This window comes from Streptomyces sp. NBC_00009 (genome assembly GCF_045040855.1).
Lineage (GTDB): Bacteria > Actinomycetota > Actinomycetes > Streptomycetales > Streptomycetaceae > Streptomyces > Streptomyces aureus.
In genome coordinates this window covers 7,834,216-7,852,284 of sequence record NZ_CP108312.1, presented here as the reverse complement: position 1 = coordinate 7,852,284, position 18,069 = coordinate 7,834,216, and the positions used below count along the sequence as shown (strand labels likewise).

The window sequence follows — 18,069 nt, the reverse complement described above, 5'->3', positions numbered from 1 at the left end:
CACCCTCCTTTCAACGATGTAAAAACTCCTGCGGGCGGACCAGTCGAGGCTCTCGCCTCGTCGAGCCGCATACTCGCCGCCCTCGCTGCTCCCTGCCAACCCTCCGTCGCCGCGCCACCCGGATCGGGGTCACCATGAAGCACTTCGCCCACCGCCGTCACCTCACCGCCCGCCCTGTGATCGTGGCCCTGGCCGCCGCCATGGCCCTCACCGCCTCCGGCTGCGCCAAGTCCGAGGACGACGCCGCGAACAAGTCCGACTCCTCCGCGTCCGCCGCCGACGCGGGCCAGAAGGTCGTCACGCCGAAGCCCGGCAGCAAGGGCTGCACGATCGACGCGTACGGCGGGAAGAAGCTCGACCTCAAGAACGCCACGGTCGGCTTCTCGCAGTCCGAGAAGGAGGCCAACCCCTTCCGGATCGCGGAGACGGCCTCGATCAAGGCCGAGGCGAGCAAGCGCGGTCTGAAGCTGCTCACCGCCAACGCCCAGTCGCAGTTCTCCAAGCAGATCAGCGATGTGCAGGACCTCCTCGCCAAGGGCGCCGACCTGCTGGTGATCGCCCCGCTCAACTCGGACGGCTGGGAGCCGGTGTTGAAGGCCGCCGCGGCCAAGAAGGTGCCCATCGTCACCATCGACCGCAAGATCAACGCCACGGCGTGCAAGGACTACGTCAGCTTCATCGCGTCGGACTTCGTCGACCAGGGCAAGCGCGCCGCCGACCGGATGATCGAGGCGACCGGCGGCAAGGGCGAGGTCGCGATCCTGCTCGGCGCCGCGGGCAACAACGTCACCACCGAGCGCACCAAGGGCTTCAAGGACCGCATCAAGGAGAAGGCCCCGGACCTCAAGGTCGTCTTCCAGCAGACCGGCGACTTCGCCCGCGAGAAGGGCCAGCAGGTCACCGAGCAGCTGATCCAGTCGAAGCCCGGCATCAAGGGGATCTACGCCGAGAACGACGAGATGGGCCTCGGCGCGGTCGCCGCGCTCAAGGGCGCCGGCAAGAAGGCCGGTGACGTGAAGATCGTGACGGTCGACGGAACGCGCAACGCCGTCCAGGGCATCGTCGACGGCTGGATCAGCGGTGTCATCGAGTCCAACCCGCGCTTCGGCCCGCTCGCCTTCCAGACCCTCGACACGTTCACCCAGGGCAAGGAAGTCCCCCAGGACGTCATCATCCAGGACGGGGCCTACGACGCGAAGAACGCCAAGTCGGACATCGGAAAGGCGTTCTGACACGGCTTCAGGCGGGCGGGGTGGGTGGGCCTGCGCAGGCCCACCCCGCCCCTGATCCGGCCTGATCCAAACGAAAGACCCTAGCCCTCACCCCACTCTGGAGGCACAGGTGGCTCCCTTCGCCGAAGTCCTCACCGTCCGCGGACTCAGCAAGTCGTTCCCCGGTGTCCGGGCCCTGGACGGTGTGGACCTCGCGCTGCACGCCGGTGAGGTCCACGCCCTGATGGGCGAGAACGGCGCCGGCAAGTCGACGCTCATCAAGGTGCTCACCGGTGTGTACCGGCCCGACGCGGGAGACATCACCTTCCAGGGCCGCCCGGTCTCCTTCGCCACGCCGCTGGAGGCCCAGCGCGCGGGCATCTCCACGATCTACCAAGAGGTCAACCTCATCCCGCTGTTGAGCGTGGCCCGCAACCTCTTCCTGGGGCGCGAGCCGCGCAACCGGTTCGGGCTGCTCGACTTCGGCCGCATGCACCGCGAGGCCGAGGAGACGCTGCGCGCGTACGGGGTGCGGGTGGACGTTCGGCAGCCGCTGCGGACGCTGGGCGTCGGCGCCCAGCAGATGGTGGCCCTGGCCCGGGCCGTCGCCACCGACGCGCGCGTCGTCATCATGGACGAGCCGACCTCCTCCCTCGAACCGCGCGAGGTGGAGACCCTGTTCGAGGTGATCCGCCGGCTGCGCGCCGACGGGATCGCCGTCATCTACGTCAGCCACCGGCTCGACGAGCTGTACGCCATGTGCGACACCGTGACGGTGCTGCGGGACGGCTGCCGCGTGCACACCGGACCGCTCGCGGATCTGGACCGGCTCACGCTGGTGTCCACCATGCTGGGACGTGACCTGGGCGAGGTCCGCAGTGAGGGCCTGACCAAGTTCACCGGCGACCACCATGCCGCCGACTCCGAACCGGTCCTCAGCGCAAGGGACCTGACGGTTCCTCACAAGTTGCACGGGGTCTCGCTGGACATCCGTCCTGGCGAGGTCGTCGGTCTGGGCGGACTGCTGGGGTCGGGGCGCACGGAGACCGCGAAGGCGATCTCCGGCGCGCTGGCGTCGAAGGCGGGCAGCGTCACGGTGGCCGGTGTCCCGCTGCGCGCGGGATCCACGCCCGCCGCCATCCGCGCCGGCATCAGCCTGCTGCCCGAGGACCGCAAGAGCGAGGGCATCGTCCCCGGGCTCTCCGTCCGCGAGAACATCGCGCTGGCCGCGCTGCCGAGGCTCTCCCGCTTCGGTCTGGTCTCCGAGGCCCAGGTCGACAAGATCGTGGACACCTTCGTCAAGAGGCTCCGTATCAAGGCCTCCTCGCCGCACCAGAAGGTCGGCGAGCTGTCCGGAGGCAATCAGCAGAAGGTGCTCCTGGCCCGCTGGCTGGCCATGAACCCGAAGGTGCTGCTCCTGGACGAGCCCACGCGCGGTATCGACGTGGGCGCCAAGGCCGAGGTGCAGAAGCTGGTCGACGAACTGGCCGAGGACGGCCTCGGTGTCCTGCTCATCTCCTCCGACCTGGAGGAACTCATCGAAGGGTCCGACCGCGTGGTCGTGCTGAAGGACGGCGCGGTCGTCGGCGAACTGACCGGCGACGACGTCACGGAGGACAAGCTGATGCAGACCATCGCGGCGGGCAGCCCCGCCCCCGGCGCCGCCGGGGAGGTGACCCGCCATGGCTGAGGCCGCGATACGGCCGGCCGCCCTCGACCGCGCCCGCGTCCTGCAGTGGATGCAGACGTACGGCGTGTACGCGGGCGTGGCCGTGCTGCTCGTCGTCAATATCGCCGTCACCCCGCACTTCCTGTCCGCCGAGAACTTCCGGACTCAGGCCGTGCAGGTCGCGCCCGTGATCATCGTCGCGCTCGGCATGGCCCTGGCCATCGGCACCGAGGGCATCGACCTGTCCGTGGGCGCCGTCATGGCGCTCGCGGCCTCGGTCACTGCCCTCTATCTGGGGTACGGACTCGTGCCTGCCCTGCTCACGGTGGCCGTGTTCGCCGCCGTGGTGGGCCTGGCCAACGGGGCGCTGGTCGCCTGGGTCGGCGTCCAGCCGATCGTGGCCACGCTCGCCCTCATGGTCGGCGGCCGCGGCATCGCCCTGGTGCTGCTGCCGCAGCTCAAGGACCTGCACAACCCGGCGCTCGCGTCGCTCGGTTCGGGTGACGTACTCGGCATCCCGTACCTCATCGTCATCGCCGCCGCGCTCGCGCTGCTGGTGGCCTTCGTCATCCGACGCACCACCTTCGGGCGGCAGTTGCTCGCCATCGGCGACAACCGGGCGGCGGCGAAGCTCGCGGGGCTGCCGGTGCGCCGGGTCCTGATGCTCGTCTACGTGGCGTGCGCGCTCCTCGCCGCTGTCGCGGGTGTGCTCGCGACCGCGCGGCTCCAGGCCAGCGACCCCACGTCGCTGGGCAATCTGATGGAACTGTCCGCGATCACCGCGGTGGTGGTCGGCGGCACCCCCCTGAGCGGCGGCAGGGTCAACATCGCCGGAACGGTGGCGGGCGCCGTCCTCATCCAGCTGCTCACCGCCACCCTCATCAAGCACGATCTGCCGCCTTCGTGGACGCAGATCGCCCAGGCCATCGTGATCGTGCTGGCGGTCTACGCGGCGCGCGGAAGGGGGAAGCGATGACGGCGACCAGGACGGAAACGGAAGAGGCCGTGGCCCGTACGGAGAAGGAGCTTCTCGACGCCGAGCCCGTCGGCAGCAGCCGCTCCGAACGGCTGAGCGCGCTGGTCCAGCAGCACGGCGCGCTGGCGGTCCTCGTGATCGTGTCGGCGGTGGCGTCACTGAGCTTCGGCTCGTTCGCCACCGGGGACAACTTGTCCAACATGGCGACGAGTTCGGCGTTCCTGGCGGTCGTCGCGCTCGGCATGACCTTCGTCATCATCACCGGCGGCATCGACCTGTCCGTCGGTTCGCTCTTCGCCCTGGGCGGCGTTCTGGCCGCGTGGGGGTCGCAGTACGGCACCTTGGTGGCGCTCCTGCTGCCGATGGCGATCTGCGGTCTCATCGGTGTGGTCAACGGCCTGCTGATCGCCCGCTCGCGACTCGCTCCCTTCATCGTCACGCTGGCCGCGATGCTGGGCGCGCGCGGCCTGATGCTGTCCCTGACCGACGAGGGCGCCGACACCTATCTCCTCGCCAAGGGTTCGTTCCTCGCGGAGCTCGGCCAGGGCACGACACTCGGCCTCGGCAACCCCGTGTGGATCACCCTGGTCCTGTTCGTGGCGGGCGCGGTGGTCCTGCGCCGCAGCCGCTTCGGCCAGCATGTCTACGCGGTCGGCGGCAACGAGGACGCGGCCGCTCTCATGGGTGCTCCCGTGGCCCGTACCAAGATCATTGTCTATACGCTGTCCGGCATCCTCGCGGGCCTGGCCGGCGCGCTCAACGCCGCCTGGCTGGCCTCCGGCGTCACGATTCTCGGCAACGGCATGGAGCTGGAGGCCATTTCCGCGGTCGTCATCGGCGGCACGCTGCTGACCGGCGGCCTCGGCTACGTCAGCGGCTCCCTGGTGGGGGTGCTGCTCCTGAAGGTCATCCAGAACGTCATCAACCAGATCGGCTCCCTCGACTCCTCCTACCAGCAGGTCGTCAGCGGCGCGTTCCTGGCGGTCGTGGTCATCGCGCAGACGTGGCTCGGCCGCAGGCGGCAGTTGTTGTAGGCGACCGGATCGCGCTGAGGCTTTACGACGTGGACCCCAGCGGGCGGGCCCGGGCGATCAGGAGGGCCACGTCGTCGCGGTCCCCCTCGTCCCGCAGTGCCACGAGGAGGTGGTCGCAGACCTCGTCCAGGGACCCCTGCGGGTCGGAGAGCAGATCGAGCAGGGTGTTGATGCGGGCGTCTATGGCGTCGGAGCGCGTCTCGATCAACCCGTCGGTGTAGAGCACGAGTTGGTCGCCGCACTCCATCTTCACGGTCGTCTCCTGGAAGGCGACGTCGCCCACACCGAGGGGTGTCCCCGTGGGCAGGTCGAGGAGTTCGGGTCGCCGGCCGGGCCTGACCAGGATGGGCGGCAGGTGGCCCGCGACGGCGATCCGGCACTCGCCTCGGTGCGGGTCGTACACGGTGTATATGCACGTGGCGAACGCGGGGTCGAGTTCGGCGGCGGTGTGGTCGAGGTGGCGGAGCACCTCGGCCGGCGCGAGGTCCAGGTCCGCCAACGTGCGGGTGGCGGTGCGCAGTTGGCCCATGGTGGCGGCGGCGTTGATGCCGCTGCCCATCACGTCACCGATCACGAGGGCGGTCTTGTCCCCGGCCACCGGGATGGTGTCGAACCAGTCGCCGCCGATCTCGCTGGCCGACTGGGCGGGCTGGTAGCGGTAAGCGATCTCCAGGCCGGGCCTGCGGGGCGGCCTGGGCGGGAGCAGGTGGCGCTGGAGGGTGAGGGCGGTGCGGCGTTCACTCTGGTACGAGCGGGCGTTGTCGATGCAGACCGCCGCGCGGGCGGCCAGTTCGCCGGCCAGGACGACGTCGTCCTCGTCGAACGGCAGCTCGTTCCTCGCGCGGCCCAGGTCCAGCGCGCCGAGCACCTCTCCGCGTGCGATGAGCGGCACCGCCAGATAGGAGTGCAGCCCCGCCCGGGACAGGACCCGGGCGGACTTCGGGTCGGGGGCGATGCGCTCCAGGTCCTCTTCGCTCACGTGCTCCACCAGCACCGGGCGCCCTGAGGTCACGCACTGGGTGATGTACCGGTCGGCCGCATAGCTGGCGATCTGCCCGGGGGTGTCGGCGGCGTGGAGCGCGTTGGTGGAGTAGGCCGCCGTCACCGCCAGTGCCCGGAAGAGAGCGGGTCCTCCGGCGGCCGGGGTGGTCTGGCGCAGGCCCTGGAGCACGGCGTCGAGTATGTCGACCGCCGCCAGGTCGGCCAGCTCGGGGACGACCACCGACGCCAGCTCGTGCGCGGTCTGCTCGACGTCCAGAGTGGTGCCCACGGTCCTGGACGCGTCGGCGATGAAAGCCAGGCGCCGGCGGGCCCGGGCGGCTTCCTGCGAGGCCCGGTGCTGTTCACTCACGTCCACCACGGAGATGGCCAGGCCGAGGACCCGGCCGGCCGGGTCGTCCAGCCGGTAGTAGGACACCGACCAGGCGTGTTCCACGTCGGCGGCGCCGCCGGGGCGGCCGATGGTGAACTCGTTGAGGACCGGCGTGCCCGTGGCCATGACCTGGCGCATCGTGGCCGTGATGGCTTCGGTGTCCAGGAACGGAAGGGCCTCGCCGACGCCGCGGCCGATGTGCTGCTCGGCGGGCAGGGCGTTGATGCGTTCCAGCGCGGGGTTGACCATCACATAGCGCAGGTCCGTGTCCAGGACCGCGAGCCCGATGGGCGACTGGGCCACTAGCTGCACGGACAGCGCGAGGTCCCTCTCGACGCGGCGCAGGAGGGCCTGGTCGCTGGCGATGCCGAGGGCGTAGACGTCTCCGAGCTCGTCGTGGAGCCGCATGTTGCGGAACTCCACCAGGCGGGTGCTGCCGTCCTTGTGGCGTACGGGGAAGACGCCGGCCCAGCTCCGGCCGCTCTCCATGACCTCGGCGAACAGGCTGAGTACGAGGTCCTGGTTTTCCGGGGCGACCAGGAGCGGCGCGGCGTGCTGCCCCAGCGCCTCCTCGGCGGTGAAGCCGAACAGCTCCTCGGCCTGCGGGCTCCACAGGCAGATCCGGCCCTGGGCGTCGATCATCACCGCGGCCACGGCCAGGGCGTCCAGCAGGCCGCCGGGCTCGGAAACCGTGCCCGCCTTTGTCAGGCCTGTCCGCGACGAACCGATCGCATCCATCCAGTCACCTCCCCAGAATCGCCGGGGTCCGAGGGACGGCTGAAAGGGATCAGCCCGGTTCGGGATGTCATCGACTCCATCGAGGACGAGTATTTTGTCAGCCGGAGCCCCGGCGTGTACTGCGGTCCAGATTCTCGGCCATGCTGCCTCCAGACTCCCCACGGCATTTTATGCCCCTTTCCCGGGGAAGGTCATGTTCGCTTCCTCTGCTGCTGGTGGGCCGTGCCCATGCAGGGGCCGGTGGATCTATCGGGCGCCGATCATCGCCAAGCTGTCGACCGCCGCAGGGGACAGCTCGGACTCCCGCAAGCCGGACAGGGGCATCCAGGTGACGGCGCTCGTGGAGTCGTCCGCCTTGGTCACCACGAGCGGGCCGGGCTTGACGTCGACGCGGTAGAAGAGCCCCACCAGATGCCGGTCCACGCCGAGCCGGTGAGCGGTGTACGACCGCGCGTCGATCAGCCTGGCGTCCAGGAGTTCCAGGCCCGTCTCCTCGTACAGTTCGCGCCCCAGCGTCTCGTGCGGCTGCTCCCCCGGATCGATCCCTCCACCGGGCAGGTGCCACAGGCCGGGCTCGAAGACCGGTGAGTTTTCCGCAAGTTGGGTCAGCAGCAACTGCTCCTCCATGACAGCGATCGCATACGCCGAGACTCGCGAACGCATCTGACCTCCCACGTTGCACCACTGCGGACATCACCGTCCCCGATGACGGCCGATGCAGGGGAACAACCTATCGATCACGCGCCCCGCGCGGTCAGGAATCACGCCGAACCCACGGAGCCCGCACAACGCGTCAACGTGACACGCCGATCAACCACGTGCGGGTGCCCTGTGCGGCCATGGCAGAACATGGCACATGCCGGCTCGTTGGGATACCCGAGGACGTCTTCGGGTTCCTGTCGTGGCGACGGCAACCGGTGCACACCCTGAGGGCGGGACTCCATCACGGCCCCCTCCGCGCCCTCACCGGCTACGGAGGGGGCCTTTCCTCTTCTTTCCTCCCGTGGGCCGGCTTCTTTCCTCCCGTGGGCCGGCTTCTTTCCTCCCGTGGGCCGGCCGCTTGGGCATCAGCCGATCGGTTGACCCCGGTGTCGTCCGTAGGGGTCCGTAGCCGCAGACGGCAGGCCGACCGGTGAGGGCGGGACGTGGCCGGAGAATGGACTCCGGAACGGAAATCGGAGGCGCCCCCGTTCCTTCCCTACGGACTTGGAGCACCGAGATGCACGACCGCGACCGCCGACTCCTGGAGGCCGCCCGGCGCGGTGACGCCGCCGAGGTGCGCGCAGCCCTCGACGCCGGGGCCTCGGTGGAGACCTGCGACGAGGAACTGCGCTCCCCGCTGCTCCTTGCCGCTCTCAACGATCACGTCCAGGCCGCGCGGGTCCTGGTCTCGGCCGGAGCGGACCCGGACGCCCAGGACCGGCGGCACGACAGCCCGTGGCTCGTCACCGGCGTGACCGGCAGCGTCGCGATGATGCGCGTCCTCCTCCCGGCAGGCCCAGATGTCACTCTGCGTAACCGCTACGGCGGCGTCTCGGTGATCCCCGCCAGCGAGCGCGGCCACGTCGCGTACGTGCGGGCGGTGCTCCGGGAGACGGACATCGACGTCAACCACGTCAACGATCTCGGATGGACCGCGCTCCTGGAAGCCGTGATCCTCGGCGACGGGGGCCGCGCCCACCAGGAGATCGTGGAGCTGCTGCTCGCGGCGGGCGCCCGCCCGGAACTCGCGGACGCGGACGGCGTCACGGCCCTGGAACACGCGGAGCGCCGTGGCTTCGACGCGCTCGCGGCGCTGCTCAGGGCGGCGGCATGACGGCCCGCGCGCGCGGTCTGCTCGGGGCGATCGCCGTTGTCCTCCTCGCGGCGGGGTGCACCGCGCCCGGCGCCGCTGACTCCATCGCGTCCTCGCCCCCGGCCACCACCGTCACGCCCTCGGCGCCGGCGCCCGCGCGAACCGCTCAAGGCACCTTGCTGGTGGCCGACTTCGGCAGCGACACGGTCACGTTCGTGGACCCGGAGCGCGGCACACTCGACTCGGTGAAGGTGGGCACGGCACCGTACGGGCTCGTCGTCGGCAAGGACGGCCGGGCCTGGGTGACGACGGCCGAAGGGGTGGCCGTCGTCGACACCGGGACGTGCGAGAATGTCGGCCGCATCCCGTACACGACGGAAACCGGCCCCGCCACGACCGGCGAGTACCGCGGCGGCGGCATGGGCATCGCCCTCGCGCCCGACGGAAAGCATGTCTACGTGGGCGTCAACGTCCCTGACAAGAACGGGGTGTTGGAGGTCATCGACACGGCGACGCGGAAGGTCACGGACACCGTCCCGGTCGGCCGTCGCCCCTTCGATGTCGACGTCTCGCGGGACGGCGGTGAGGTGTACGCCACCGGCCACGACTCGTTCGACGTGACCGCCGTACGCGCCGACACGCTCACCCCGCGCCGGTTCGAGGTCGCGCCGTACGGCACGGAGGGCGGACTCGGCTCGTGGCTGAAGCCGCACTACGCCGCCGTGCGCGACGACGGGAAGCTCCTGCTGCCCTTCGAGGGCGAGAAGCTGGCCGTCCTCGACCCGCGCACCGGCAAGGTCGCCGTCGAACCGATGACCGCCGACACGCACCAGCACGGCGCCCGGTTCACCCCCGACGGGACCCTGCTCGCCGTCGGGACGGGACCGATCAGCGCCGGGGACAACGACGCCTCGCTGACGATCCGCACCGCCGACGGGAAGGAACGCGTCGTCCCCCTCGACGGCCCGCACGAGGACGTCGCCGCGTCCCGGGACGGCCGCACCGCCTACGTCACCGGGGGCTTCACCCGGGACGGATTCTGGGACGGGATCACCGTCGTGGACCTGAAGAGCGGGGCCACCCACCGGCTGCCCGCAGGTCATCGGCCGCTGGGCATCGCCGTACTGTGACCGGGCCCCGCCCCCTGCCCGTCCGGGCCTGACTCAGATGCGGACCGGCAGCGCGATCGGGTAGGTGCCGTCGCCCGCGAATCCGACGCGCTCGACGGCGTCCCGATCGACGGCCAGCTTGAGGCTGTCGCGCCGCAGGAACAGCTCGTCGAGGATGACCTCGGTCTGGAGGTTGGCGAGCGCGGCGCCGATGCAGCGGTGCGCGCCGTGCCCGTACGCGATGTGCCCGGTCCCGCGCGCCGCCTCGCGCGTGAGATCGAGCCGCGTGGCGTCGTCGAAGGTTCCCGGGTCGCGGTTGGCGGCGAGCAGACCGCTCGTCACGCCCTCCCCCTGGCGTACCAGGACGCCGCCGAGTCGCACGTCCTCGGTGGCGTACAGGGTGGCACCGACCCGTACCGCCGACACGTGACGGAGCAACTCCTGGACGGCGCGCGGCAACAGGTCGCGCTCCGCCCGCAGCCGGGCCGCCTCCTGCGGGTGGTCGAGGAGGGTGAGGACCGCGTCGGTGATGAAGAAGGCGGGCGGTGCGATCCCCGTGTTGATCAGCAGGAAGACGAGCGCGATCATCTCCTGGCGCGTGAGGCGCTGGCCCCCGGCCGCCGTCGCGCTGGAGCGCAGCAGATCGGAGACCAGGTCCTCCCTGGGCGCCGGGCCACGGAGGTCCAGCAGTTCGCCGATGTACGCGGCGAGGTGGTCGATGCCGGGCAGGAACCGGTCCGGCTCACCGGACTCGTAGTCCCTGATCCAGCCGCTCACCTTCGGCCGGTCGGCCGCGTCCACGCCGATGATCTCGCAGATGACGTCCGTCATGACCGGGTAGGCGAAGGCACTCAGGAGGTCGAACTGGTCGCCCTTCGCGGCGAGTTCACCGGTCACGTCCTGGACGATGCGCTCGATGCGCGGACGCAGCGCGGCGATCCGGCGCGGCGCGAAGGCCCGCATCACGTGCGTGCGCAGGCGGGTGTGCTCGGGCCCGTCGACCATCACGAGGATCTCCAGGTACTGCCGGTACTCCGGCGGCAGCCCGGCGTCGTCGAGCAGTTCCGCGCCCACACCTCCGCCCTGCGCACCCGGAACCCTCGCCAGGTCCCGCACGAAACGGGTATCGCCGAGCGCCGCCTTCACCACGTCGTAGCGCGTGGCCAGCCACACGGGGGTCGTGGTCCCCGGGAGCGTCACCCGCACCAGCGGCACGCCATGGCCGTGCGACGCCTCGTCGATCTGAGCGTGGGTCAGTTCCAGTGGTGCGGCGGCCGGATCGGTCATGTCCTCACTCCGTTTCGCGAACACGTATCCCCTGACGTGATCTCGGTCGCCAGCATCCAATAGAACATGGGTACGGGTGGGTGGCGTGACCAGTTCGTGATACGAGGATGAGCCTCGCGCTCAGCGGTCGGAATCACCTCCGGAGAGCCGCTCGACGGCCCGGGACGTACTCGCCGACTTCCGCCTGGCGGCCTTCTGTTCACGTGCGGCGTCCCGGACCCGTACGGACGCCTCGTCCGCCGCCTCGGCGGCGGTGCGCCGCTCCTCCTCGGCCTCGCCGAGCTGAACCGTCAGGAGTGCGACGCGTTCGTCCGCCGCGGTCCGGCGGGCGGTGGCCTGCTCGTGCTCCTCCTCGGCCCGGCGCACGTCGTCGTCGCGGCGGCTCGCTTCGGCCGCGGCCTCGGTGGCCGCCTTCATCGCCTCCTTGAGGCGGGCGCGGCGCTTCTCCTCGGCGGCATCGGGGGCCTTTTGACTTGCGGGAGCAGGGGTGTGCTTTTCGGGCTCTGCGTCCTTCTTCAGCACCTGCGCCAAAGGCGTCGTACCGGGGAAGTCCGTGGACACGATGGGGACCTTCGTGAGCCTGCCGGTGGCCCACTGCTCGGCGACCTCCGGGTCGGCCAGCGCCGCGTGGAGGATCTGTTCGACCTCGTGCAGAACGCTCGGGCTCACCGGCTGGCCTGCCTGCCGGGCGAGGCCGCCCGCCTGTCGCGCGAGGCCCGCGATCACTACGTGCTGCTGATGGCTGAGGGTCCGGAACTGCTCCGGGTCGAGCGTGCGGTGCGCTTCCCGCAGCGCCTCCGCAAGCTCGAGGAGCTGCCCCGCCTCCTCCTTCTCCCGCGCCAGCAGGTTCGACACCCAGGCGGCGAGAGTCGGCTTGTGGAAGGCGGCAATCCGGCGCGCGGTGGCCGCGTCACCGGCGCGTTTCGCCTCGGCGGCCTGCGCGTTGCGCGCGGCCGTGAACTGTACGGGCGGCAGGCGGTAGAGATCCTCGGCAACATCATCTGCATCCACATGTCCACTCTGCCGTGCGGGTGGCGCAGGCGGCTGAGACGCGCCGGTCGCATTGGCCCACCCGCTACCGCGCTGTCGCGCCGAGCGCCGGCGAACGTGTCACGTTCAGCGCGAGGCCAGTACGCGGTCGAGGGTCAGCCGACCGGCCCGCCCCCACGTGGGCTTGCCGCCGGGCGCGCCCGGGGTTGGCCGGTGCGTCCGCCGGTTCGCCGGGGGCCCATTCCGCAACGGTCCAAGGGTGCGGGAAGAGGCCGGACGGTTCGGCGAGCCGGAGAGGTGTGGGGACCGGGAGCGGAAGCCGCGGGGTCAGGAGCGGCAGCCAGCGGTGCTCCTTGCGCAGCAGGTCCGGGGCGCGTGGCGTACGTGGCAGCCGTACCGCCAACTCGGCGCCCAGACACCACAGTTGGTTGTCCCAGGTCCGGACACTGCTCCGCGAGAAGCGAACGCACCACCGCTTCACCGATGGCGTCGTCGATTGGCTCGTCGATTGGCTCGTCGATCCGATGGTCAGCCATCCGGAGAGTCTGCACGACCGGCGAGGCGATCGCCCGCCTCCGTGCGGCGGTAGACCACGCGTCGGCCCACTCGCGTACCGACGACCATGTCCGCATCGCGCAGGACGGCCAGGTGGCCGCCGACGGTTCCGAGCGACTGGCCCAGGTGCGCGGCGAGTTCGCTGCTGGTCGCCGGGCGTTCGAGTTCGTGGAGGAGGGCGGCACGGCCGCTGCCGATCAGCCGGTCGAGAGCCTGCGGCGCTCGCGCCCGCCCGGTCCGCTCGGCCGTGCCGCGGGCCGGGTACACCAGGGCGTACCGGTCGGGAGGCGCCTCGGCCAGCCAGGTGCCGCTGGTCACGCAGACCGGGACGAACAGCATTCCGCCCTCGCCGACGATGCAGTCGGGACCTGGCTGGTCACTGAAGCGGATGGCGTCGGCGCCGACCCACGCACTGCGCCGGTTCATGTGCTGGAGGGCTCTGGGCCAGCCGTACCCGGCGAGCAGGCCCGCCCGGTACGTGACGTCCCGCTCCAACAGGGCGCGGCGGCGCGGCCAGTCCGGCGACACATGCGTCGTCCACACCTGCCGGAAGAGTTCGGCGGTCCGGGTCCCCCACCCGTGCCCGGTCAGCCACTCCAGGTCGTGCCGCTTCCAGCTGCGGGCCACCGCCGCGTCGAGGTCCGCGCGTATGTCGTCGTCACGGGCCGCGGCGACGGCCTTCAGTTCGTCGGCGAGCGTGGTGCGCATTCCGCCGGACGGCGGGCGGCTCACGTAGCCGGGGAGGTACTTGGTCGAGCAGATCAGCTCGACGAGGCCTCTGGCGAAAGGGTCCGCGTCGAGCGCGGCGTGGAAGGCGTCGTGGTGGCGGGTGTACCAAGGGGTGAGCCACGGGTCGGAGCAGGGCTTCATCAGGACGCTCATCGACCCCAGCGTCTCGGCGCTCGGCGACAGCGCGAACCGGGACTGTGACAGGGCCATCGAGCTCAACCGCAGCAGCACCATCTTTCGCCTCCTGCCGAAACGTTAGCGTGCGCGCCGACGGCTCCCCACACTCGGGCCGGTGCGTTCCTCCCTCCTCCAACAGGCCGCGTTCCGTTCGTTCTTCGCCGGACGTCTGGTGTCCCTGCTCGGCAGCTCGATGGCTCCGGTCGCGCTTGCCTTCGCCGTCCTCGACGCCTCGGGCAGCGGTCACGACCTCGGCGTCGTCCTCGCCGCCCACATGCTGCCGCTGCTCGCGCTCCTGCTCGTGGGCGGCGCCGTCGCCGACCGGTTCCCGCGCCGGACCGTCCTGGTGACCGCCCATCTGGGGGCGGCGTTGACGCAGGGCGCCGTCGCCGCGCTCCTGCTGACCGGGCACTACTCGCTGCCGCTGGTGGCCACCCTCGAGTTCCTCAACGGCGCGCTCGCCGCCTTCACGACCCCGGCGCTGCGCGGCGTCGTCCCTCAGCTCGTCGCCAAGTCCTTTCTGCAGCAGGCGAATTCGCTCCTCGGCTCGGCCGGCAACGCCACGAAGATCCTCGGCCCGAGCCTGTCGGGCGTGCTGGTCGTGACGGTCGGGAGCGGGCCCGCCATCGCGTTCGACGCGCTCACGTATCTCGTCGCGGCCGGATTCCTCGTACGGCTCCCCCTCACCGGCGCCTCGGAGGCGTCACCGCGAAACACCGTGCCGGCCGACATCCGCGACGGCTGGAGCGCGTTCCGTGCGATCCGGTGGGTGTGGGTCGGCACGCTGTCCTTCTGCCTGCTGAACCTCGTCCAGACCGGTACGTGGCAGATCCTCGGCCCCCAGCTCACCCGGCAGCTCAGCGGCGAGACGACCTGGGGGTTCGTGCTCAGCGTGCGCGGCGTCGGCATGCTGGCGTCGAGTCTGCTGATGTACCGGCTGGTGGTGCGGCATCTGCTGCGGTTCGGGCAGCTGGCCGGGGTGCTGGGCGCGCTGCCCCTGATCTCGCTGGGGGCGCAGGCGCACGCCCCGTGGCTGATCGCGGCGGCGTTCGTCGCGGGGCTCGGTTCCTCCGTCACCGCCCTCGCGTGGGACACCTCGCTCCAGGAGCACGTCCCCGCACACGTGCTGTCGCGCGTCTCGTCCTACGACGACCTGCTGTCGTATGTCGCGATTCCGGTCGGGCAGCTCTGCGTGGGCCCGCTGGCCGAGGCGTTCGGCGCGTTCCGGGTGACCGCGGTCGCCGGCGCCGTCTCCGCCGCGGCCACGCTGATACCCATGGCCTCCAGAGCCGTACGCCGACTGCCTCACGCCCAGCCCGACACCTCCGCACCCGCAGCGGACTCCTGCTCGGCCACCTGACGGCACACCGGATCACCGGTGGTCCAGGTCCAGGTCCAGGTCGGAAGCCCGATGCCTGCTGGTCGTAACCGTCCCGGGACCGTTCAGAGCCCACGTTCGTGAGCCGTCGACGGCGGCGCTCCGTCGGGGTGTGCGTCGGCCCGGTCCGTCATGGGGTGGCCGTTGAGAAGCGGGCGGAGCAGGTGGTGGGTGGGTACGCGTTCGATGACGAGGAGCGCGATGTCGTCGTTGAGCTGCCCGCCGGTGTGGGCGAGCAGATCACGGTGAATGTGGTGCAGCAGGGAGTCGGGGCCGCCGCCGGGAAGGGACGGGAAGGACGCGACCCGCTCGGCGAGCGGATAGAAGGCGCCGGTGGGCGAGCGGGCCTCGATGACTCCGTCGGTGTACAGGACGAGGAAGTCACCGGCCGTGAAGGTGAAGTGGTCGCTTCGAAGCGGGGGGACGGGCAGTTCGCCCATGCCCAGGGGTGGCGCGGAGTTACCTGGCGCCAGCGCCGTGACCTGGCGCGCGCGCACCAGCAGTGGCGGTGGATGGCCGGCGGTGACCATCTCCGCGTGCGGACCGTCGTCCGGGATGTCGAGCACGAGGGCGGTGACGAAGTGCTCTCCGGCGTCGTGTTCGGTGTCGGCGACCTCCTCCAGGTTCCGGGCGACGCTGTCGTCCATGGCCGCCATCAGATCGGGCAGCAGAGCGTGACGGTGAGCTCCCTCGCGGAACGCTCCGAGCACGACCGACGCCTCACCGATGGAGGCAAGACCCTTCCCGCGTACGTCGCCGATGACCACGCGGGTGCTGGGGTGAGCGGCGCGGGCGACCGCGAACAGGTCACCCCCGATCTTGGCCTCGTCCCCAGCGGCCAGATACAGCCAGGCCACGCGCAGCGGACCGACCCTGCGCGGCGGAGGTCTCAGCAGCACCCGCTGCGCCGCCTCGGACACCGACCGCACCCGGTTCAGCTCCCGGATGCGCCGGTCCCGGGCATGAGAGAAAAGAACGATCAGCGCGGAGAGGAGGGTGATGGCGATGATCTGCGAGATGTGGTTGGTCGTGGTCAGACCGCCGTGCAGTGCCCCTATCAGGATCTGCGCGCCCACGGCCAGGAGCCCGACCAGGGCGGTCAGCCGGGGGCCGGCGATGGAGGCGGTCAGGGCCGGTGCGATGACGAGCAGCGGGCCGAGGTGGACATCTGTCGGTGAGTGGATGTCCACCAGGACGATCACCACGATCAGACCGAGTGGAACAGCCACCAGACCGCGGCCCGATGGCCGCTCCAGGAGGCGATCCATCGACCATCGCCGGTATCTCACAGGGGAATTTTATACCCGTGTGACGTCGGCGCCCTGTCGCACGGACGGCGCACCGGCGCCCACCACACCCCCCGCGACCTGCTCGAATACCGCGTGCACCGGGGCACATCACTCCCCCGGCGCGGGTGCGCCACCCAGACGTTCCCACACCCACCCAGAGGACGTGTGCCGCCTCCCTCCACACAAAAGGGAAGCAAAACTGCTCAGCTCAAACTGGACAGGCAAAACTGTCGAATCTACGGTGGAGGCATGAGCAAGCACGCCGAGACCCCGCCGCACACCCGCCAGGGGCTGACCCGCCCATGAGCAACCCCGACATACCCGCTCCGGCGGCCGGTGGCCCGGCGTCAGAGTCCGACCCCGGCGAGCACGACGACTCTGCACGGCACTTCGACCGCAGGCTGATCCCGCCGATGATCATCGGCTCGGTCCTGAACCCGATCAACTCCACGATCATCGCCGTGGCCCTCGTCCCCATCGGGGTGGCGTTCGGCGCGCCTCCCTCGCAGACCGCGTGGCTCGTCTCGGCTCTCTATCTGGCCACCGCTCTCGGGCAGCCCGTCGTCGGACGGCTCATCGACCTCTTCGGACCGCGCCGTCTCTTCCTGGTCAGCACGTCCCTGGTCGGCATCGCGGGCATCGCCGGCACGCTGGCCCCCAATCTGGGCTCCCTGATCGCCGCACGCGTACTGCTCGGCTTCGGCACCTGCGCCGGTTACCCCGCCTCGATGTCCCTGCTGCGCAGCGAGGCGGAACGGACCGGTCGCGACAGTCCCGGCGCCATCCTCACCACCCTCGCGGTGTCCGGCCAGACGATCGCCGTCATCGGGCCCTCCCTCGGCGGGCTCCTCGTCGACGTGGGCGGCTGGCGCGCCACGTCCGCCCTCAACATCCCCCTCGCGGCGGCCGCCCTGATCCTCGGCGCACGCCGGCTCCCGGTGCAGGCCCGCCCGCGCCGCACCGGCGGCAGGAGCATCGCGTCCGAACTCGACCTCCCCGGAATGGCGCTGTTCGCCGCGCTGCTGTTCTCGCTCCTGCTGTTCCTGATGAACCTGCACGCCGACACGTGGTACCTGCTCGCCATCGCCGCCGCGGCGGCCACGGCATTCGCGGTACGTGAACTGCGCGCCCCCGTACCGTTCATCGACCTCAGGGTGCTCGCCGGCAACACCCCGCTGCTCGCCACCTACGCCCGGGCCCTGGTCGCCTACGTGGTCTCGTACGCCTTCCTCTACGGCTTCACGCAGTGGGCCGAGGAGGGCCGTGGGCTCTCGCCCTCCCAGGCCGGCCTCGTGCAACTGCCGATCTTCCTCACCGGTATCGCCGTCTCCACCCTCACCGGCCGCCACCAGGCCATCCGCGGCAAGCTGCTCATCGGAGCCGTTTTCCAACTCGCCGCCTGCACACTGCTGTTGAGGCTCGGCGGCACGAGCCCGATCTGGCTGCTCCTCGCCGTCGCCCTGATCTTCGGCGTGCCCCAGGGACTCAACAGCCTCGCCCTGCAGAACTCGGTGTACTACCAGGCCGATCCGGAGCGCATCGGCACCTCGTCCGGGCTGCTCCGCACGTTCGTCTACCTCGGCTCGATGGTCGCCTCCGCCGCCTCCGCGACCGCGTTCGGGCAGCACGCCGACACCCGGGGGATGCACCAGCTCGCGTGGTTCATGCTCGGCGCCGGCGCGCTCTTCCTGCTCCTGACGGTGTTCGACCGAGGGCTGCGCCCCATCGCCGCCCCGCGCTCACCCGCCTGACCGGGAGGT

Annotated in this window: 14 protein-coding genes and 1 pseudogene; 8 read left to right on the top strand and 7 right to left on the bottom strand. The window is 70.8% G+C overall.

Annotated elements, in window-relative coordinates; genetic code table 11:
- Positions 1–134: 134 nt before the first annotated feature.
- The 4 genes from OHA58_RS35620 (at position 135) to OHA58_RS35605 (ending at position 4,890) form a co-directional block, all read left to right on the top strand.
- Positions 135–1,232, top strand: a complete 1,098-nt coding sequence (locus OHA58_RS35620) for an ABC transporter substrate-binding protein (protein ID WP_405483825.1) — start codon at positions 135–137, stop codon at positions 1,230–1,232.
- A 109-nt stretch (positions 1,233–1,341) separates the two neighbouring features.
- On the top strand, positions 1,342–2,901 hold the full coding sequence (locus OHA58_RS35615) for a sugar ABC transporter ATP-binding protein (RefSeq protein ID WP_405483824.1): 1,560 nt from the start codon (positions 1,342–1,344) through the stop codon (positions 2,899–2,901).
- Positions 2,894–3,856 (top strand): ABC transporter permease, encoded by a 963-nt coding sequence (locus OHA58_RS35610; protein WP_266568655.1) that lies wholly within the window; start codon positions 2,894–2,896, stop codon positions 3,854–3,856. The genes OHA58_RS35615 and OHA58_RS35610 overlap by 8 nt, the downstream gene beginning before the upstream one ends.
- A complete protein-coding gene (locus OHA58_RS35605; protein ID WP_405483823.1) occupies positions 3,853–4,890 on the top strand; it encodes an ABC transporter permease in 1,038 nt (345 codons plus the stop codon). The genes OHA58_RS35610 and OHA58_RS35605 overlap by 4 nt, the downstream gene beginning before the upstream one ends.
- Before the next feature lie 22 nt (positions 4,891–4,912).
- Here OHA58_RS35605 and OHA58_RS35600 read toward each other — a convergent pair whose 3' ends face one another.
- Both OHA58_RS35600 and OHA58_RS35595 read right to left on the bottom strand, forming a co-directional pair.
- A complete protein-coding gene (locus OHA58_RS35600) occupies positions 4,913–7,000 on the bottom strand; it encodes a SpoIIE family protein phosphatase (protein ID WP_405483822.1) in 2,088 nt (695 codons plus the stop codon).
- Positions 7,001–7,246: 246 nt separating this feature from the next.
- Positions 7,247–7,663 (bottom strand): NUDIX domain-containing protein, encoded by a 417-nt coding sequence (locus OHA58_RS35595; protein ID WP_405483821.1) that lies wholly within the window; start codon positions 7,661–7,663, stop codon positions 7,247–7,249.
- 556 nt (positions 7,664–8,219) lie between these two features.
- Between OHA58_RS35595 and OHA58_RS35590 the strand changes: the two genes are divergently transcribed.
- Positions 8,220–8,816 (top strand): ankyrin repeat domain-containing protein, encoded by a 597-nt coding sequence (locus tag OHA58_RS35590; protein WP_405483820.1) that lies wholly within the window; start codon positions 8,220–8,222, stop codon positions 8,814–8,816.
- On the top strand, positions 8,813–9,925 hold the full coding sequence (locus OHA58_RS35585; protein WP_405483819.1) for a YncE family protein: 1,113 nt from the start codon (positions 8,813–8,815) through the stop codon (positions 9,923–9,925). The genes OHA58_RS35590 and OHA58_RS35585 overlap by 4 nt, the downstream gene beginning before the upstream one ends.
- Before the next feature lie 33 nt (positions 9,926–9,958).
- Here the strand turns inward: OHA58_RS35585 and OHA58_RS35580 are convergent, their stop codons facing one another.
- From OHA58_RS35580 to OHA58_RS35565, 4 genes and pseudogenes are all read right to left on the bottom strand, one after another.
- The gene (locus OHA58_RS35580) at positions 9,959–11,191 is read right to left on the bottom strand and encodes a cytochrome P450 (RefSeq protein ID WP_405483818.1); all 1,233 of its coding nucleotides are present in this window, start codon (positions 11,189–11,191) and stop codon (positions 9,959–9,961) included.
- 120 nt (positions 11,192–11,311) lie between these two features.
- Entirely contained in the window at positions 11,312–12,202 is an 891-nt protein-coding gene (locus OHA58_RS35575; protein ID WP_405483817.1) for a hypothetical protein, read from the bottom strand.
- Positions 12,203–12,266: 64 nt separating this feature from the next.
- A pseudogene (locus OHA58_RS35570) lies at positions 12,267–12,617 on the bottom strand (phosphotransferase); the annotation flags it as partial.
- Positions 12,618–12,709: 92 nt separating this feature from the next.
- A complete protein-coding gene (locus OHA58_RS35565; RefSeq protein ID WP_405483816.1) occupies positions 12,710–13,699 on the bottom strand; it encodes a helix-turn-helix domain-containing protein in 990 nt (329 codons plus the stop codon).
- Between the two features lie 58 nt (positions 13,700–13,757).
- Here OHA58_RS35565 and OHA58_RS35560 point away from each other — a divergent pair, with 58 nt between their 5' ends.
- On the top strand, positions 13,758–15,002 hold the full coding sequence (locus OHA58_RS35560; RefSeq protein WP_405483815.1) for an MFS transporter: 1,245 nt from the start codon (positions 13,758–13,760) through the stop codon (positions 15,000–15,002).
- An 83-nt stretch (positions 15,003–15,085) separates the two neighbouring features.
- Here the strand turns inward: OHA58_RS35560 and OHA58_RS35555 are convergent, their stop codons facing one another.
- Positions 15,086–16,309: a PP2C family protein-serine/threonine phosphatase gene (locus tag OHA58_RS35555; protein WP_405483814.1), complete on the bottom strand. Its 1,224-nt coding sequence runs from the start codon at positions 16,307–16,309 to the stop codon at positions 15,086–15,088.
- Positions 16,310–16,722: 413 nt separating this feature from the next.
- Here OHA58_RS35555 and OHA58_RS35550 point away from each other — a divergent pair, with 413 nt between their 5' ends.
- The gene (locus OHA58_RS35550) at positions 16,723–18,060 is read left to right on the top strand and encodes an MFS transporter (protein ID WP_405485347.1); all 1,338 of its coding nucleotides are present in this window, start codon (positions 16,723–16,725) and stop codon (positions 18,058–18,060) included.
- Positions 18,061–18,069: the final 9 nt, after the last annotated feature.

Bases quoted from the DNA above. Each gene is read 5' to 3' on its own strand.
- OHA58_RS35580 (WP_405483818.1), bottom strand. From the start codon at position 11,191: ATGACCGATCCGGCCGCCGCACCACTGGAACTGACCCACGCTCAGATC.
- OHA58_RS35620 (WP_405483825.1), top strand. From the start codon at position 135: ATGAAGCACTTCGCCCACCGCCGTCACCTCACCGCCCGCCCTGTGATC.
- OHA58_RS35595 (WP_405483821.1), bottom strand. From the start codon at position 7,663: ATGCGTTCGCGAGTCTCGGCGTATGCGATCGCTGTCATGGAGGAGCAG.
- OHA58_RS35550 (WP_405485347.1), top strand. From the start codon at position 16,723: ATGATCATCGGCTCGGTCCTGAACCCGATCAACTCCACGATCATCGCC.
- OHA58_RS35600 (WP_405483822.1), bottom strand. From the start codon at position 7,000: ATGGATGCGATCGGTTCGTCGCGGACAGGCCTGACAAAGGCGGGCACG.
- OHA58_RS35605 (WP_405483823.1), top strand. From the start codon at position 3,853: ATGACGGCGACCAGGACGGAAACGGAAGAGGCCGTGGCCCGTACGGAG.
- OHA58_RS35590 (WP_405483820.1), top strand. From the start codon at position 8,220: ATGCACGACCGCGACCGCCGACTCCTGGAGGCCGCCCGGCGCGGTGAC.
- OHA58_RS35610 (WP_266568655.1), top strand. From the start codon at position 2,894: ATGGCTGAGGCCGCGATACGGCCGGCCGCCCTCGACCGCGCCCGCGTC.
- OHA58_RS35585 (WP_405483819.1), top strand. From the start codon at position 8,813: ATGACGGCCCGCGCGCGCGGTCTGCTCGGGGCGATCGCCGTTGTCCTC.
- OHA58_RS35565 (WP_405483816.1), bottom strand. From the start codon at position 13,699: ATGGTGCTGCTGCGGTTGAGCTCGATGGCCCTGTCACAGTCCCGGTTC.